Origin of the sequence: Flavobacterium sp. TSSA_36, assembly GCF_051547165.1 — a bacterium.
In the GTDB taxonomy this organism is placed as follows: Bacteria; Bacteroidota; Bacteroidia; order Flavobacteriales; family Flavobacteriaceae; genus Flavobacterium.
Genome location: NZ_JBPTTP010000011.1, coordinates 26,349 through 42,429 on the forward strand (window position 1 = coordinate 26,349; position 16,081 = coordinate 42,429).

Consider the following 16,081-nt stretch of genomic DNA (forward strand, 5'->3'; position numbering starts at 1 on the left):
TTTTAATTTACTAATAAAATGTTATTTATTACTTTTTATTTTTTGATAATAAAATCCAGGGATAAAGAGCAGGATAAAAATAGGTTGAATCAAAAACCTACGTACATAAAAAAGAAGCAAATAGTTTTGATCCTGAAAAGAAAGGAGACAAAACAAGACAACTAGTAGCAAAACAAAAAAAGCCACAAATAGTACACCCGAAAACTGAACCATATCCTTGTCTTCAAAAAGAACATACAACAAAGCCAAGGATAGCAAAGAATTCAATCCGTATCTCAAAAGCAAGCCTAAAAACAATCGAAACGGTTCATATTTTGGCAGAGGCGAATTTGCATAATCACTTTTAAAAAAACTTAAAAAAGGGTCATAAAACAGTTGCGTCTCAAATTCACGGATTAGCGCAAAAAGAAAAACCAACAACAACCCAAGAACAATCTTTCCTTTATTTTGAAGTAGATTTTTTAGCATAAGTAGAAAAGTAGTTGACCCAGATAAACCAAAGAATAAAAACAACCCCATAAATAAACAGCGGAAAAATCACGCCATGCAAAAGGTGCTCATAAGCCGGAAAACGACACAAAAGAAGACTCAGAATCGCAATTCTAATCACATTGAGCACATAAATCAAAACGCTACCTCCAAGTAAAAAAAACAAAGTAGTGCTAAACCTTCCCGCAAAAGCAATCACAAAGGAAACAAAAAGTACCACAACACTTATGGCATTACACCCTTCAATTATGGTAGCCACTTCTTTCTGATGCATCAAAATACTTATTTTGGTATTTTGCTGATACACCACCGCCGAATTAGAATCAAATACTTGCAAGACTTTTTCAACGTGACTAGCTACAAGCCGAGTGATGCCATCCAATTGATTATTTTCATATCCAGACAAATACCACTGATATAAAAAAGTAAGTAAGATATACGAAAATAAAAAAGCCCCAATGAATTTCAAAAATGGCTTATAAAGCGTCCAATAGTTTTTCAAAATTGATTTTTTTTCAAATTTATGTAATTTATAAGACTAGCATTAAATACTTTTGTATAAAAATCAATTTAAAATGACATTTCAAGAATTACAACCTAAGGTAATTGCCATTACAAGCAACGATACTATCACTAGAGACGAGAAGCTATTGGCCATTTGCCAGCTTTTGAATGAATCAATTGAATACTACAATTGGGTAGGATTTTACTTCGCGAACCACGATGCCAAAACCTTGCATTTAGGGCCTTATGTAGGAGCTGAAACAGACCACACGGTTATTCCCTTCGGAAAAGGAATTTGCGGACAAGTAGCCGAATCGAATGCCAACTTTGTAGTTCCTGATGTGGCCGCACAAGACAACTATATTGCGTGCAGCTTTACCGTAAAATCAGAAATTGTAGTGCCCTTATTTGTAAATGGCGTAAACATTGGTCAAATCGATATTGACAGTCACGTAATCGATCCTTTCACTGAAGCCGATGAACGATTCTTAGAATTTGTAAATGAGGAAATTGCGAAACTTTTTTAATACAAACATTATTTTCAATGAGTAAAAAAAACCTTCTATTTAGCCTGGTATTGATGCTTTTCATAACACATATTAATGCACAAAGCAACAACAAAAAATTATTTTATGTGGATTCCTATTTAACCACCTCTAACGAAAATAATTTTGAATACATCAAAGAAATAGAAGATTATGATTCCAAAAAAAATGAATATAAAGTCAAAATCTACTACAAGTCTGGTCAAATCTACCTAATTGGAACCACTACGGATAAGGACCGAGTGAAATTTGAGGGCAAGTGCTTGTATTATTTTGAAAATGGCAAAAAGAGACGAGTAGCCAATTACGTGGAGGATCGCCCATTTGGCAAACAATTTTATTACCATGAAAACGGTGTTTTCAAAGCCGAAACTGAGGTAGTCCTTAGCAAAGACAAGAAAAACGCCACGACTAAAATCATTAATTATTATGACGAAAACAATGTCCAAAAAGTGATCAATGGAGAAGGAGAATATTTGGAAGACGACTATCGCAACAAAGCAACATCGAAAGGCATGGTGAGAGAAGCTCTCAAAGAAGGACTATGGCATGGCGAAATGAAAGCACAAAAGGCGACTTTTACTGAACAATACAGCAAAGGAAAACTAGTGGAAGGTGTTAGTATTGATTCCTTGAGCAATAAATTTATTTACACAGAAATTGAAGAAAGAGCCCATCCAAGAAAGGGATTTAATAGTTTTTATAATTATTTAAAAAACAATAGCCTTGTACCCAAAACTATTGAAGGCGAAATTCAAGGCCAAATTATTCTCAATTTATACATAAGCGACACTGGAAAGATAACAAAAGTAGCTACCTACAATGAAGACAAGTTAGGAATTACAGCAAATGCAATACAATTAATCTCTCAATATGAAAATTGGATACCAGGAAAACACAGAGGTATTACTGTTAAAACACATTTCACGCTACCTATTACTTTCAAGTAATTCAAAAATATTTCATAATTCATACTAGCTACCCCTGTTTATAAAGCAAAATAAAGAAACGTTTCTTTTGTTCTAGTCAAATTTATTTTCTACTTTTGCACCCGTCTTGTAATAGATACAAGTCATACATAAAAATCATTTAAATAATATTAGCATGTATTTAACTAAAGAAGTTAAAGCGGAAATTTTCGCGAAACACGGAGGAAAAGCAGAAAACACTGGATCTGCAGAAGGACAAATCGCTTTATTCACTCACAGAATTAGCCATCTAACTGAGCACTTGAAAAAAAATCGTCACGATTATAATACTGAGCGTTCTTTGGTACTATTAGTAGGTAAAAGAAGATCTTTGTTAGATTACTTGAAAAAGAAAGAAATCAACAGATACCGTGAGATTATCAAAGTATTGGGTATTAGAAAATAATCAATATAAAAAAGAGGTGCGAGAGTGCCTCTTTTTGTTTTTACATTACACGCATTTTACAAGAAAAAAAGTTTGGTTTTTCATTGGGTTTTAGAAACAACAACTACACACAACAACTACAACACAACTAAAACCCATTGTATAACCAATTAAGGAAAAATTTATGATTCCACAATTATTTGTAGAAAAAATCGATTTAGGTGATGGCAGAAGCATCACAATCGAGACAGGACGTTTAGCCAAACAAGCCGATGGTTCTGTAGTAGTTAGAATGGGCGACACGATGATCCTTGCCACAGCAGTTTCAGCACGTAGCGCCAACCCAGCGGTAGATTTCTTACCATTAACGGTAGATTACCGCGAAAAATTTGCAGCAGCTGGTCGCTTTCCAGGTGGTTTCTTCAAAAGAGAAGCACGTCCTAGCGATAGCGAAGTATTAACCATGAGATTAGTAGACCGTGTGTTGCGTCCGCTTTTCCCAGATGACTATCATGCTGAAACACAAGTAATGATTCAATTAATGTCTCATGACGAAGAAGTTATGCCAGATGCTTTAGCTGGTTTAGCTGCATCAGCTGCCCTAGCGGTTTCAGACATTCCTTTTTACAATTTGATTTCTGAAGTGCGTGTAGCGCGTATCGACGGAAAATTTGTTATCAACCCAAGCAGAGAAGACCTAGCAAAATCTGACATCGACATGATGATTGGAGCTTCTATGGACTCTGTAGCGATGGTAGAAGGTGAAATGAAAGAAATTTCAGAAGCAGAAATGGTAGAAGCTATCAAATTTGCCCACGAAGCGATTAAAGTTCAAATTCAAGCACAATTGCGTTTGCAAGCAGCTTTTGGTAAAAAAGAAATTCGTACTTACGAAGGAGAAAAAGAAAACGAAGCAATTTACAAAAAAGTTAAAGCTGCTGCTTACGATAAAATTTATGCTATTGCAAAAGTTGGATCAGCTAAACACGAAAGAAGTGCTGCATTTGCTGAAGTAAAAGAAGAAGTAAAAGCTTTATTTACTGAAGAAGAATTAGCTGCTGATGGCGATTTAGTTTCTAAATATTTTTACAAAACTAACAAAGAAGCGGTTCGTAATGTCGTATTAGAATTAGGCGTACGTTTAGATGGTAGAAAAACAACTGATATTAGACCAATTTGGTGTGAAACAGATTATTTACCAAGAGTTCACGGTTCTTCTTTATTTACTCGTGGAGAAACTCAAGCTTTGGCTACGGTAACTTTAGGAACTTCTAGAGAAGCAAACCAAATAGATTCTCCTTCAGAACAAGGAGAAGAGAAATTCTATTTACACTACAACTTCCCTCCTTTCTCTACTGGTGAAGCAAAACCACTAAGAGGAACTTCAAGAAGAGAAGTAGGTCACGGAAACTTAGCACAACGTGCGTTAAAAAACATGATTCCTGCAGATTGTCCTTATACTATTCGTATTGTTTCTGAAGTATTAGAATCAAATGGTTCTTCTTCTATGGCAACCGTTTGTGCAGGTACAATGGCTTTGATGGATGCTGGAGTTCAAATGGTAAAACCAGTTTCTGGAATTGCAATGGGATTGATTACTGACGGAGAGAAATTTGCGGTATTGTCTGATATTTTAGGTGACGAAGATCATTTAGGAGATATGGACTTTAAAGTAACTGGAACTGCTGACGGTATCACAGCTTGTCAAATGGACATCAAAATTGATGGATTGCGTTATGACATCATGGAACAAGCGCTTAACCAAGCTCGTGACGGACGTATGCATATTTTAGGCAAATTGACTGAAACGATCGCTGCACCAAGAGCTGACGTTAAAGCACATGCTCCTAAAATCATCACAAGAACTATTCCCGGAAACTTTATTGGTGCTTTGATTGGACCTGGTGGAAAAGTAATTCAAGAATTACAAAAAGCCACTGGAACTACCATTGTAATCAACGAAGTAGACGAGCAAGGAGTTATCGAAATCTTAGGAACGGATCCTGCTGGAATTGAAGCGGTATTAGCCAAAATCCAATCGATTACTTTCAAACCACAAATGGGAGAAGCGTATGAAGTGAAAGTAATCAAAATGCTTGACTTTGGTGCTGTGGTAGAATATACTGCTGCTCCAGGAAATGAAGTATTATTACACGTATCTGAGTTAGCTTGGGAACGTACTGAAAATGTTGCCGATGTAGTGAATATGGGTGACGTATTTCAAATAAAATATCTTGGTCTTGATCCAAAAACAAGAAAAGAAAAAGTATCAAGAAAAGCATTGTTACCTAGACCTCCACGCGAAGAGAAAAAAGAATAACGATACAAGTAAAGGTTATTATTCAAAAGCTCCTTATTCATTATGACTAAGGGGCTTTTTTTGCATAAAAATCAGCAACATCCTAGGCTTAACTATGAATTTCATAATAAAAATCAAAAAAAGTTAAACAACTTTACATTTAATTCATGTAAAAAAAATACCTTTAACCTTATTAACCTTATTAACCTTATTAACCAGTATTAGACATGGCATTTACAGTTATCCAAAACACAAAAATTAACACACAAGTATTTACTTTTACAAGCCCTGCAACCGTAACCTATCCTGTTGCTCCTTTGGTTTCGGCAAAATTCTACACCCCAGAAGGTGGTGCCTTAACCCTAAAAATTAGAGCTACTTTGTACATGAACTCAGAGGACACTGTAGCTCCAACTGTACAAACACCAATAGAATCTGGCAATGTACTAACCATGAACTACGATTATAATTTCTCGGAAGAAACCCCAGAAACTTGTGATGTATATTATGTAGAAGTAGATTATACTTCTGATACTGTAGCTGACATAACAAAGATTATGTCTTACATGGTAGACTTAGATCCCGTGACTTCCAGAGGAACGACGGTAGAAGTGGGCCAATAATTTAAAAGCACTCTAATTTACATCTTTTAATTATTTGAAAAATCAATAAAAGATGTAAATTATTTAATAGTACTTACGTTCAAACTAAAGTTTCCTTTGAAATGATCAAATTTAAATTATTTATAATTCTATTATTTTTCACAACCCCTTCATTTCTATTTTCCCAAGAGGTAGCTACTAATACTCTTTTTAACAAATCGCTTCAGAAAAGAGCCTTAGATTTCAAAAATGAAATCAACTTCAATAAGGCGCAATATTTTTTTATAAAACAAAGATGGGATTCTACCTTAGTTTATTGCATGAAACAATTAAACTCAAGTCAAAATCAAGAATTAGCCGATTTTTGTCATTACTTAAGAGGAAATTCCTTTAGACAGTTAAAATTATTTCAAGAAGCTAAAAAGGAACTTTGTTTAGTGTCTAAAAATTTTGTTTTTTATCCATTAGTAAACAAAGTTTTAGGAGAGTCTTCTATGGAATTAGAAGAATTTGAAAAAGCCATTTATTATTTTAAAGAAGTAGAAAAACTACCTATTTTAAATAATCAAGGCTATAAAACAAGTGTTATTTATGGAAATCTAGGTAGCTGCTATTTATTTCTCAAACAATTTGATAAATCAGAAAAATACTTTTTTAAAAGTCTTGAATTAAATAAAAAAGCGAATGATAGCAAAACATTAATAACATTATATACAAATATAGCAAGTTTGTATTACGAACAATATAAAGATAAGCAAGCAATACACTATTTTGAAAAGGCTTATATTCTTTCGAAAAAAGTAAACACAATTCAATCTAAAAAAAATGCAGCGAAAAACATGGCAGTGGTCGAAGAAAACCGCGGCAACTTCAAAAAAGCTCTAACCTATCTAAAAGAATCAGAGCAATGGAATGATTCCCTCAACAACCAAAACAAAATTTGGGCACTCGCAGACTACGAGAAAAAATATGCGGTGGCTCAAAAACAAAAACAAATCTCGGTACTCAAAGTAGAAAATGAATTAAAAAACACCCAACGCAACATCATGTTTTTCTCTACCATAGGTTTACTACTCCTTTTAACAGGTGGTGTTTATGTTTATGGACAAAAGGTTAAAAATGCTAAAATCATTTTAAGTCAAAAAGAAAAACTAGACGAGCTCAACGCGACCAAAGACCAACTGTTTTCTATTGTAAGTCACGATTTGCGTTCGTCCGTCAATGCGCTCAAAACCAGCAACACCAAACTCACCAGCTCCCTAGAATCCAAAAACTACGACGAACTCGACAAACTCCTGCATCAAAACAGTGCGATTGCCAATGGCGCCTATAGTCTATTAGACAATTTGTTGCATTGGGCATTACTACAAACCCAACAATTGTATTTTCATAAAGATTCGGTGCATTTGTTTTCTATTGTACAACAAATAGAATACAGCTACAAACCCTTACTGTTAGAAAAAACAATTGCCTTTGAAAACGAAGTATCCAAAAACTGTTTTATCTTCGTAGATCTCGATTCGTTAAAAATCGTGTTGCGCAACTTGCTGGATAATGCTATTAAATTCTCTCCAGAAAACAGCAGCATTCGTTTCTATAGCCTAGACACCCCATCCGAGTTCCATCAATTCATCATTGAAGATCAAGGCATCGGGATGCGTCCAGAAACCATAGCCGAGTTATTAGAAGACAGTGAACTATTGGCCAAGAAAAGCAATTCAGAAATCATAGGAACGGGACTTGGCATGCAATTATGCAAACAAATGATTAAGAAAAATGGCGGGACACTGGCCATAGAAAGCGAACTGAACAAAGGCACCAAAATAATATTGAAATTTCCTAAAACAGAACAAAATGGATAAAATTAATATTCTCATTGTAGAAGATCTACCAGAACAAAGTGATGCTCTATGTAAAGTACTTTTAGAGAACAACTACCATGTTGTGGGTGTGGCGCGAACGTTCAAAGAAGCTTTAGAACTCTTTTATAGTCAAACTATAGATATTGCTATTCTAGATGTTTTTTTGGATGGAAAACCTGACGGCATCGCTTTTGCTGAAGCAATTAGTATTGTTCCCAATGCCGCAAAGCCTTTTGTATTTTTGACCAGTTCGCAAGACCGCCAAATCTTCGAAAGAGCCAAACTTACTAAACCGTTTAGTTTCTTAATGAAACCTTTCAATCCATTAGAAATTTTATATGCTATTGAAATGGCAGTAGAAAAATTTTACGCTCAAAGCCAAGTCTTTCAAAGCGAAGAACAAGATACCGTGGTAAGCCATGACTATTTGTTCATCAAGAAAAAAAATGCCTTGAAAAAAGTAGCTCTAAAAGACATTCTCTACATTGAAGTAGAAGAACGGTATTGCAACATCATTACCGAAAAAGAAAAATTTGTGATTCTGATTTCGCTCACCAAAATTAGTGGGTTACTCAACCCCACTGCATTCATCAAAACCCATCGCAATTATTTGGTCAATGTAAACAAAATCGAAGAAATCATCCTCGCCGACAATTTAATCATCATGCAAGGCGGGCACAAAGTCAACCTAAGCGACACCTATAAAGACTTCGTTAAGAAAATGAATGTTCTTTCTTAAAACCTCACTACACACAAATAAGCCTCCCAAAAGGAGTTTTTTTTGATATAAACTCTGAGAAGTACTTTCATGACAAAAAAAAGGAGTCTTGTGACAATGGCTTCCAAATAGCTTCACAACAAAGGTATTTTTACTGCAACATTAACAAAGCAACTAAAATGAATATAGCAGTAAAAAACCAATTTGAGATGAGACTTTTGAAACAACTTCTAACTATTAAACTAAATCCATGGATTGGAATTCTAGTTTCTTTACTAATCATAGTACCAAGTTTGTATCAAATTCTAGACGATGTGACTGTTTTAAGAAAAGAATATCTATTTTTAGCAATAGGATTTCCTTTGTATGTCAAATCTTTGAAAAATCTTTTTGACGAAATGCTAAAAACTCCTGACGAACTATAAACCAAATATTTAAACCACCAAAAAAATTACATTGTCCCTTTTAAACACCCTCACTTTCGTGGTAAAGTTGGGGTGTTTTGTTATTTTATTGAAAAAAAAGTGATAATTATGTAACTTTTTTGAAACACTACTCGTATAAACATTTGTACACTTAAATAATAAGGAGACAAATACCATGAGACAACTTAAAATCACCAAGCAGGTAACTAATCGTGAAACTGCATCACTAGACAAATACTTACAAGAAATTGGAAAGGTAGATTTAATTACTGCCGATGAAGAAGTAGAATTAGCACAACGTATAAAAGCCGGTGATCAAAGAGCCTTAGAAAAACTAACTAAAGCCAATTTACGTTTCGTAGTCTCTGTTGCTAAGCAATATCAAAATCAAGGATTAACATTACCCGATTTAATTAATGAAGGAAACTTAGGATTGATTAAAGCAGCACAGCGTTTTGATGAAACTCGTGGTTTCAAATTCATTTCGTATGCCGTTTGGTGGATTCGTCAATCGATTCTTCAAGCTTTAGCAGAACAATCACGTATCGTTCGTTTGCCATTAAACAAAATTGGCTCTATTAATAAAATCAACAAAATGTACGCCTTATTAGAACAATCTAATGAGCGTCCACCTTCTGCTGAAGAAATTGCAAAAGAGTTAGACATGACAGTAAATGATGTTAAAGAGTCTATGAAAAACTCTGGTCGTCACTTATCGATGGATGCGCCTTTAGTTGAAGGAGAAGATTCTAACCTTTATGACGTTTTACGTTCAGGTGAATCTCCAAACCCAGACAGAGAATTAATTCACGAATCCTTGCGTACGGAAATTGAGCGTTCTTTAGAAACGCTTACTCCAAGAGAAGCAGATGTAGTTCGTTTGTATTTTGGTTTAGGTGATCAACACCCAATGACTTTAGAAGAAATTGGTGAAACATTTGACTTAACTCGTGAGCGTGTGCGTCAAATTAAAGAAAAAGCTATCCGTAGATTAAAACACACTTCTAGAAGTAAAATCTTAAAAACCTATTTAGGATAAATTCCAAAAAGCAAATTCCAAATCCCAATTTTACTATTTTTGGAATTTGGAATTTCAATTAATTGGAATTTTAAAAGTAACGACGGTCTGATTAACTGTTCGTTTTTTGATTGATGATTGAAAACTCCGGCTGATTACCGGAGTTTTGTTTTTTGCAGGGCAAACAAAACACCGGTCAGTTCGCTCCGCTCGGGTATCCGGAATTTTGTTTTTTTTGCAGGGCAAACAAAGCCATAACTTTTGCTAGAATAATTTGTGTTTTAAAACTTGCGTGAATCCCTATAAATTCTTTGCAATCATTGCCATTAAAAAAATTATCTTTGCCCAAAAAATAACACAACACAACAATGAGCAAAAACACAATTATAGCACCATCGGTACTTGCAGCCGATTTTGCTAACTTACAGCGCGATATAGAGATGATTAATAATAGTCAAGCGGACTGGTTCCACATTGACATCATGGATGGCGTATTTGTTCCCAACATTTCGTTTGGTATGCCCGTACTAGAAGCAATTGCAAAACATGCAACCAAAACAATTGACGTACATTTAATGATTGTAGATCCTGACCGCTATATCAAAACGTTTGCTGATTTGGGTGCCAATGTACTAACCGTTCATTATGAAGCGTGCAATCACCTTCATCGTACCTTACAAGCTATCAAAGCAGAAGGAATGCTTGCTGGTGTAGCCATCAACCCGCACACTTCTATTGACTTATTAGAAGATGTAATCAATGATATCGATTTGGTTTGTATTATGAGTGTAAATCCTGGATTTGGCGGACAATCATTTATTGAGAACACATATAATAAAGTGACCAAATTAAAAGATTTAATCATTCAAAAAGGAGCCAACACCATAATTGAAATTGATGGTGGGGTTACGAATAAAAATGCGAGAGCATTAGTAGAAGCCGGAGCCGATGTTTTAGTTGCAGGAAGCTTCGTTTTCAAAGCTGAAAACCCAACAGCTACTATCGAAGATTTGAAACAAATCACTACTATCTAAAAACATAAAAGAGGCTATATCATTTTAAAAGATAGAGCCTCTTTCCTTTTAATACTGATCAATTAAATATTGAATTAAATCAGTTGTAGTAATTATACCGACAAGCAAATCTCCTTCGCAAACAGGCAAGGCATGAAAATCATTGTGAGTAAGAATCTCTGCAGCTTCTTTTATTGTTGTCTCAGGGGATATTGTGGTTACTTTCTTCACCATAACCTGCTCTACTGAAAACATATTATACACTGTAGTATCAATTACTTCTTCGTCGTCATCTACAGCATCTGCAAAAGAAATCCTAAGCAAATCGGTATAACTTAAAATCCCTAAAATCTTACTGCCTTTCACCACTGGAATATGTCTAATTTTATGATGTTTGAATAAACTTTCAGCTTTAGTTAAATCGTCAGACAACTGAAGTTTCACTAAATTCTTGGACATAATTTTTGAAACAGGAACTATACTTTTCATAATCCTAATTTTTAAATATATCCAAATTTAAAGCAAAAAAAAAGCAAGACACCTGATGAATATCAGACTAAACACCAATATTTTTTCATATTTTTTGTTTATCGGAATAATCGTAAGAAAATTTATGTTTGCTCTTAAAACACCTCCAAATCCTGACAATATGTCTAAAAAAATGTTAGATAATCACAACATCTTTTTATTACTCACAAAATTAATTCATAAAAAAAGGATGAGAAACACAACATTCCTCATCCTTTTATGTGACCACGGCAGGGACAACACCCACGTATTTTGATAATTTTATAATTTACCTAAAAAGCATCGAAAAGCCCATAAAAACAAGGGGTTAACGGGTTTTTTGTTTGATTTTAAATTTATCCAAATTCAGATAAATTTGCGTTTGGTGTAGCAAAAGTGTAGCAAAGTGTAGCAAATGTGTAGCAAGATTAGCGTTTTTTATTACCTTTGAAATGTTCAAATAAATTAAAAAACATGGCAACTTTAAAACTGTTAATTCGTAATAAAGCGGAAAACTCAAATATTTATGTTTACTATTCATTAGGCCAAAAAATAAGACTTTACAGAAAAACGGGCTATGTTGTAAATTATAAGGATTGGAACCCCGAAAAAGAACAAATAAAAATTAGGGATAAAGAAGCGAAGGAATTAAATATAAAACTTTCGGAATTAAAAATACACTTAGAAAAAGCCTATAATAATGCAATTAGTGAAGGCGTTTTATTTTCGGGCGAATGGTTGCAAAATCAAATTGACATTTTCAATAATAAAATTCCCGTTGTTGAATTGGACGTTTTAACAAACTACATTCAAAAGTACATTGATGAAGCACCTTATAAACAAAATCAAAAAAAGGAATTAGGGTTAAGTAGTGGCCGTGTACAAAATTTAAAACTTTTCAAAAGTACTATTTTGCGTTATGAAGGTGAAATATTGAAAAGTAAAAGCATTTTGATAAAAAACATTAATATACAATTTGTTGAAAAATATAAAATTTGGCTTTTTTCAAAAGGGTATTCTGTTAATTATGTGGGTAAAAATATAGCCAATATTAGAACGATTTGTTTAGATGCTTCAAAAAATGATATTGTAGTTTCGGATCAAGTGAACAAATTAAAAGGCGTTTCGGAATCAAAAAACCCTGAAGACATTGTTTTTTTAAGTGAAGAAGAACAGGAACAAATAAAAAACACCGTTTTATTTCGTGAAGCATTGATAAACGCCCGAAAATGGTTATTACTGGGCTGTTTGATTGGCCAGCGTGGAGGGGATTTATTAAGTATTACCCAAAAAAACATTAAAGATTTGGGAGGGGTTAAAATAATTGAATTGAAACAACAAAAAACGGGCAAATTAGTAGCAATACCTTTACTACCTGAAGCCTTGGATATTATTAAAAACGGATTACCTTATAAAATTTCTATTGTAAAATTTAATGAATACATTAAAGAAGTTTGCAAAGAAGCTAAATTAATTGCTCCAACAAAAGGCCGAAAAAAACCCGTAGCCGATAAGGTTAAAAAATCTGAAAACACTACAACAGATATAAACAAAAAACCCAAAAAAGTTTTAAAGCCAACTATAAAAGGGGTGTTCCCAAAATGGGAGGTTATAAGCTCCCATGTTTGCCGTAGATCATTTGCTTCAAATTTTTACGGGCGTATTCCTACACCCGTTTTAATGAATATCACAGCCCATGGAACCGAACGAATGTTTTTAAGTTACATCGGCAAAACGTCTTATGATAATGCTTATCAAATGTTAGACTACTTTAGCAAGCTAACACCAAAACCCAAAACGCCCGTTTTGGATATTGTAAGAAATACAGGCGAACAAAAATAACACAGGCAAAAAAATAAAAAATTATTCAAATGGGCGCAAATGATTTAGAAACAAGTAAAACCAAATTACAGGAATATTTACTATTGATTTTTAAAATTCCCGAAAAGCTTAATAAAATTGACATTGATATTAAAAAGGAACTGATTTTAGAAATAGAAGAACGAAAATTAAGTTTGTTGAAAACTATTAATTTTCGTTTGATAGCGTGTAAACATGAAACGTTTGAGTATGCAAAATTAAATACCTCTCAATTATTTAATCTTTACGAATTAGAATATTTGGATAATTTAATTCAAACAAGTATTGATTTAGAAACACCTTTATCAATTTTTAAAGCTGAACAGATTGTAAAAAATAATCTTTTAGAAAACAATATAACATTAGTTCAAGAAAATAAAAACCCGTTTCGGGATAAACCAATTTTTAAAATTGCTTTAACCTTTGCCACAGGTGAAGCGCAAAAGCTTTATAAAGAATATCCAAAAGACGAAAGAGGGATATTTACTAAAATTGCTTTACAACTAGGTTTTAAAAAATCCGATCATGGTTATTTTTCTTATACGTTAAACTATAAAGAAAATGACAATAGTAAAAACCTATATCGAAACAAAACAGTAGTAAGAGAAATTTATAATTATTATAAAGAAAAAGGATTAGAACTGCACAAAGATTTTTTAGATAAAGTAGATTTAAACGCATTCGATTAGACCAAAATAAAAACGGTACTCAAACGGTACAGTACCGAAATGTAGTACCGTAAAAATTGATACACTTTTGCTATTATTAATCAAATATAAAAGCAAAATGAGTACACAAATTTTTTTAAACGGCATTACAGTAGAACAATTAGCGGAAGCATTAACCCCTTTATTGAAAAATCAAACCATTATCCAGCAACAGGAAAGCCCTGAAGATGATTTATTAACTAGGGATCAAGCTTGTGTAATTTTATCAATAACTAAAACAACTTTATGGAAGCACACCCGTAGCGGAAAATTGAAAAGTTTCGGAATTGGAAACCGTGTTTTTTATTCCAAAAAGCAAATTTTGGAAGCTGTTAAACCTACTAAAGATTAACAGTTATGGCAAATAATAGAACAACACAGGCAAACGGGCTGGATCAAAGAAGAATTGTTTTTAATGCGTTCTTTGAAATTCCTAAAACGATGAAAGAAGTAGATCAAGAAACGGGAGTAATGAGAGAAAATATTTGTAGATACGTTTGGAGGTTGAGAAAGCAAAATAAAATTGCTTTAGTTGGCTATCGTAAATGTAAGGTAACAGGGCGGTTAAAAGTTGGAGCTTACACCACTAATAAAGATTTGTTCCCGATATCGAACCAATTAAAACTATTTTGATAAATGGAAGCTATAAAAGGATTTACAAAGATTAATAATGATATTGTTAATTGGGAATGGTACACCGATATAAATACAAAAGTCTTGTATATTCATTTGTTGCTGAAAGCAAATTTTGAAGCTAAAAACTGGAGAGGTATTGCAATAGAAAAAGGGCAATTAGTTACTAGTAACGAACATTTATCAATTGAAACGGGTTTATCTGTTAGTAAAGTGAGAGGGGCTATTAAAAAGTTAATTGACACAAAAGTTATAGCAAAAGAAGCTACAAATAAATACACTAAGATTACTCTTTTAAAATTTGATATTGACACTTGTTTTGATATTAAAAACAATAAACAAACTATTAAAACAATTCAAAATCAAACAGGAACAAACAAGGGAGAAAGTATAAAAAAAGTACCTTTTGATTTTTTGAATACTACTTACCCAAATGAAATGAATAAAATTATTAAGAAATACAAACCATTGGTTTATGATTGGGATTTAATGATTAAAAAATTTAATTTTAAAAAAAAGGATCAACAGTTAGAACCTATAATCTTTGAGTCTTATATTGATAATTGGATAAAAAACGAAAAGCCAAATAGTGATCCAATTGAAATTAAACAACCAAAAATCAAAGGTTTTACAGGAAATGAAAAAGAAAAAATTTCTTGTATTTAGGTGTTAAAGGATTGGGATAAAATAAAATTACTCAAAAAAAGGGGGTGATAATTAGTTAATTTCTGTATGCTTTTTTAATAAACATATTATAAAATATTGCCTAAAATACAACAAACAAATAACAAGCTAAAACCCTAATTAAATAAAGGCTTGGTGTAGTTTACGATAGAATAGTTAACAAACAAATAACAAACAAACGACAAACAAACAACAACAACTAAAGATATTAATATATTAAGATATTAATATAAAAGATAAGTAGAGAGAGTGTCTTAGTTCTCTCTCGTTTATTTCTTTTCTTTTCTTTTTTTTCTTTTAAGTATATTATAAAAAGTATTGTATAAAAAAAGGGTTAACCATTTCGGCCAACCCTTTTAATGTTCAAATAGTTTAACACAGGCAATGCGCAAAACCGTTACAAATATAATGCTTTTAAGAAGTAATTAAAATTTTTGTTTGGTAATATAGGGGGTATGGGGTAAAATCTCGATCAAAATTAAAGTACCTACATCGCTGTTTAGAAAGGATTTTACTCGGCGTGTTTTTTTTATAGGGGGGGTGTAGTTTAAGAATAAAGGTTTTAAATTTAGATAGTTATTAATTATAAAATAGAAAAAAAATGAAAAAAAATGAAAATCAAAAATTAGTAGGGATTGAAGAAAAAGTAAAAAATTGTCAAATTAACTTTTTGCAAAAGAAAATTGCTTTAATGAAAAGCTTTATAGATAAAGACGGATTTTACAAACAATACTTTTCTAAATTGAAAGACTACAAAACGCCAAAAGAAACATTTACAAAGGTTAATGAATTGTATTTTGAATTGTTTGGCTGTTATAGATTTAATTCATTTGCGGAATTTAAAAATAAAATAGCTTAATAG

Annotated in this window: 19 protein-coding genes; 16 read left to right on the forward strand and 3 right to left on the reverse strand. The window is 32.8% G+C overall.

What is annotated here, in order from left to right:
* Positions 1–21: 21 nt before the first annotated feature.
* Positions 22–468, reverse strand: a complete 447-nt coding sequence (locus ACSVH7_RS14725; RefSeq protein WP_438067446.1) for an exosortase F system-associated membrane protein — start codon at positions 466–468, stop codon at positions 22–24.
* A complete protein-coding gene (gene xrtF / locus ACSVH7_RS14730) occupies positions 443–991 on the reverse strand; it encodes an exosortase family protein XrtF (RefSeq protein WP_438067447.1) in 549 nt (182 codons plus the stop codon). Before xrtF ends, ACSVH7_RS14725 begins: the two co-directional genes overlap by 26 nt.
* A gap of 73 nt (positions 992–1,064) precedes the next feature.
* On the opposite strand from xrtF, the gene ACSVH7_RS14735 reads away from it, so the two are divergent.
* The 10 genes from ACSVH7_RS14735 to rpe all read left to right on the forward strand — a co-directional run bounded on the left by ACSVH7_RS14735 (position 1,065) and on the right by rpe (position 10,849).
* Positions 1,065–1,520: a GAF domain-containing protein gene (locus tag ACSVH7_RS14735; protein ID WP_438067448.1), complete on the forward strand. Its 456-nt coding sequence runs from the start codon at positions 1,065–1,067 to the stop codon at positions 1,518–1,520.
* A gap of 17 nt (positions 1,521–1,537) precedes the next feature.
* On the forward strand, positions 1,538–2,488 hold the full coding sequence (locus ACSVH7_RS14740) for an energy transducer TonB (protein WP_438067449.1): 951 nt from the start codon (positions 1,538–1,540) through the stop codon (positions 2,486–2,488).
* Between the two features lie 154 nt (positions 2,489–2,642).
* Positions 2,643–2,912: a 30S ribosomal protein S15 gene (gene rpsO / locus ACSVH7_RS14745; protein ID WP_438067450.1), complete on the forward strand. Its 270-nt coding sequence runs from the start codon at positions 2,643–2,645 to the stop codon at positions 2,910–2,912.
* A gap of 163 nt (positions 2,913–3,075) precedes the next feature.
* Positions 3,076–5,211: a polyribonucleotide nucleotidyltransferase gene (locus ACSVH7_RS14750; RefSeq protein WP_438067451.1), complete on the forward strand. Its 2,136-nt coding sequence runs from the start codon at positions 3,076–3,078 to the stop codon at positions 5,209–5,211.
* Positions 5,212–5,417: 206 nt separating this feature from the next.
* Positions 5,418–5,813, forward strand: coding sequence for a hypothetical protein (locus tag ACSVH7_RS14755; protein ID WP_438067452.1), 396 nt, complete (start codon positions 5,418–5,420; stop codon positions 5,811–5,813).
* A gap of 299 nt (positions 5,814–6,112) precedes the next feature.
* Positions 6,113–7,654, forward strand: coding sequence for a tetratricopeptide repeat-containing sensor histidine kinase (locus ACSVH7_RS14760; RefSeq protein ID WP_438067453.1), 1,542 nt, complete (start codon positions 6,113–6,115; stop codon positions 7,652–7,654).
* Positions 7,647–8,393: a LytR/AlgR family response regulator transcription factor gene (locus ACSVH7_RS14765; RefSeq protein WP_438067454.1), complete on the forward strand. Its 747-nt coding sequence runs from the start codon at positions 7,647–7,649 to the stop codon at positions 8,391–8,393. Before ACSVH7_RS14760 ends, ACSVH7_RS14765 begins: the two co-directional genes overlap by 8 nt.
* Positions 8,394–8,551: 158 nt before the next feature.
* On the forward strand, positions 8,552–8,797 hold the full coding sequence (locus ACSVH7_RS14770) for a hypothetical protein (protein ID WP_438067455.1): 246 nt from the start codon (positions 8,552–8,554) through the stop codon (positions 8,795–8,797).
* 175 nt (positions 8,798–8,972) lie between these two features.
* On the forward strand, positions 8,973–9,836 hold the full coding sequence (locus ACSVH7_RS14775; protein ID WP_007804760.1) for a sigma-70 family RNA polymerase sigma factor: 864 nt from the start codon (positions 8,973–8,975) through the stop codon (positions 9,834–9,836).
* A gap of 347 nt (positions 9,837–10,183) precedes the next feature.
* Positions 10,184–10,849, forward strand: coding sequence for a ribulose-phosphate 3-epimerase (gene rpe / locus ACSVH7_RS14780; RefSeq protein ID WP_438067456.1), 666 nt, complete (start codon positions 10,184–10,186; stop codon positions 10,847–10,849).
* 48 nt (positions 10,850–10,897) lie between these two features.
* On the opposite strand, the gene ACSVH7_RS14785 is transcribed toward rpe, so the two are convergent.
* Positions 10,898–11,317 carry a CBS domain-containing protein gene (locus tag ACSVH7_RS14785; protein WP_438067457.1) on the reverse strand — a complete coding sequence of 140 codons (420 nt, stop codon included), beginning with the start codon at positions 11,315–11,317 and terminating at the stop codon, positions 10,898–10,900.
* 492 nt (positions 11,318–11,809) lie between these two features.
* Here ACSVH7_RS14785 and ACSVH7_RS14790 point away from each other — a divergent pair, with 492 nt between their 5' ends.
* The 6 genes from ACSVH7_RS14790 to ACSVH7_RS14815 all read left to right on the forward strand — a co-directional run bounded on the left by ACSVH7_RS14790 (position 11,810) and on the right by ACSVH7_RS14815 (position 16,078).
* The gene (locus ACSVH7_RS14790) at positions 11,810–13,177 is read left to right on the forward strand and encodes a phage integrase SAM-like domain-containing protein (RefSeq protein ID WP_438067458.1); all 1,368 of its coding nucleotides are present in this window, start codon (positions 11,810–11,812) and stop codon (positions 13,175–13,177) included.
* A 29-nt stretch (positions 13,178–13,206) separates the two neighbouring features.
* A complete protein-coding gene (locus ACSVH7_RS14795; protein ID WP_438067459.1) occupies positions 13,207–13,884 on the forward strand; it encodes a hypothetical protein in 678 nt (225 codons plus the stop codon).
* A 97-nt stretch (positions 13,885–13,981) separates the two neighbouring features.
* Positions 13,982–14,254: a helix-turn-helix domain-containing protein gene (locus ACSVH7_RS14800; RefSeq protein WP_438067460.1), complete on the forward strand. Its 273-nt coding sequence runs from the start codon at positions 13,982–13,984 to the stop codon at positions 14,252–14,254.
* A gap of 5 nt (positions 14,255–14,259) precedes the next feature.
* The gene (locus ACSVH7_RS14805) at positions 14,260–14,535 is read left to right on the forward strand and encodes a hypothetical protein (RefSeq protein ID WP_438067461.1); all 276 of its coding nucleotides are present in this window, start codon (positions 14,260–14,262) and stop codon (positions 14,533–14,535) included.
* 3 nt (positions 14,536–14,538) lie between these two features.
* Entirely contained in the window at positions 14,539–15,201 is a 663-nt protein-coding gene (locus ACSVH7_RS14810) for a hypothetical protein (protein WP_438067462.1), read from the forward strand.
* 619 nt (positions 15,202–15,820) lie between these two features.
* Positions 15,821–16,078: a hypothetical protein gene (locus ACSVH7_RS14815; protein WP_438067463.1), complete on the forward strand. Its 258-nt coding sequence runs from the start codon at positions 15,821–15,823 to the stop codon at positions 16,076–16,078.
* The last annotated feature ends 3 nt before the right edge of the window (positions 16,079–16,081 follow it).

What these genes read in the sequence shown, in the direction of transcription:
- ACSVH7_RS14725 (WP_438067446.1), bottom strand. Translation starts at nt 468, where the DNA reads ATGCTAAAAAATCTACTTCAAAATAAAGGAAAGATTGTTCTTGGGTTG.
- ACSVH7_RS14735 (WP_438067448.1), top strand. Translation starts at nt 1,065, where the DNA reads ATGACATTTCAAGAATTACAACCTAAGGTAATTGCCATTACAAGCAAC.
- ACSVH7_RS14740 (WP_438067449.1), top strand. Translation starts at nt 1,538, where the DNA reads ATGAGTAAAAAAAACCTTCTATTTAGCCTGGTATTGATGCTTTTCATA.
- rpsO (WP_438067450.1), top strand. Translation starts at nt 2,643, where the DNA reads ATGTATTTAACTAAAGAAGTTAAAGCGGAAATTTTCGCGAAACACGGA.
- ACSVH7_RS14750 (WP_438067451.1), top strand. Translation starts at nt 3,076, where the DNA reads ATGATTCCACAATTATTTGTAGAAAAAATCGATTTAGGTGATGGCAGA.
- ACSVH7_RS14755 (WP_438067452.1), top strand. Translation starts at nt 5,418, where the DNA reads ATGGCATTTACAGTTATCCAAAACACAAAAATTAACACACAAGTATTT.
- ACSVH7_RS14760 (WP_438067453.1), top strand. Translation starts at nt 6,113, where the DNA reads ATGAAACAATTAAACTCAAGTCAAAATCAAGAATTAGCCGATTTTTGT.
- ACSVH7_RS14765 (WP_438067454.1), top strand. Translation starts at nt 7,647, where the DNA reads ATGGATAAAATTAATATTCTCATTGTAGAAGATCTACCAGAACAAAGT.
- ACSVH7_RS14770 (WP_438067455.1), top strand. Translation starts at nt 8,552, where the DNA reads ATGAATATAGCAGTAAAAAACCAATTTGAGATGAGACTTTTGAAACAA.
- ACSVH7_RS14775 (WP_007804760.1), top strand. Translation starts at nt 8,973, where the DNA reads ATGAGACAACTTAAAATCACCAAGCAGGTAACTAATCGTGAAACTGCA.
- rpe (WP_438067456.1), top strand. Translation starts at nt 10,184, where the DNA reads ATGAGCAAAAACACAATTATAGCACCATCGGTACTTGCAGCCGATTTT.
- ACSVH7_RS14785 (WP_438067457.1), bottom strand. Translation starts at nt 11,317, where the DNA reads ATGAAAAGTATAGTTCCTGTTTCAAAAATTATGTCCAAGAATTTAGTG.
- ACSVH7_RS14790 (WP_438067458.1), top strand. Translation starts at nt 11,810, where the DNA reads ATGGCAACTTTAAAACTGTTAATTCGTAATAAAGCGGAAAACTCAAAT.
- ACSVH7_RS14795 (WP_438067459.1), top strand. Translation starts at nt 13,207, where the DNA reads ATGGGCGCAAATGATTTAGAAACAAGTAAAACCAAATTACAGGAATAT.
- ACSVH7_RS14800 (WP_438067460.1), top strand. Translation starts at nt 13,982, where the DNA reads ATGAGTACACAAATTTTTTTAAACGGCATTACAGTAGAACAATTAGCG.
- ACSVH7_RS14805 (WP_438067461.1), top strand. Translation starts at nt 14,260, where the DNA reads ATGGCAAATAATAGAACAACACAGGCAAACGGGCTGGATCAAAGAAGA.
- ACSVH7_RS14810 (WP_438067462.1), top strand. Translation starts at nt 14,539, where the DNA reads ATGGAAGCTATAAAAGGATTTACAAAGATTAATAATGATATTGTTAAT.
- ACSVH7_RS14815 (WP_438067463.1), top strand. Translation starts at nt 15,821, where the DNA reads ATGAAAAAAAATGAAAATCAAAAATTAGTAGGGATTGAAGAAAAAGTA.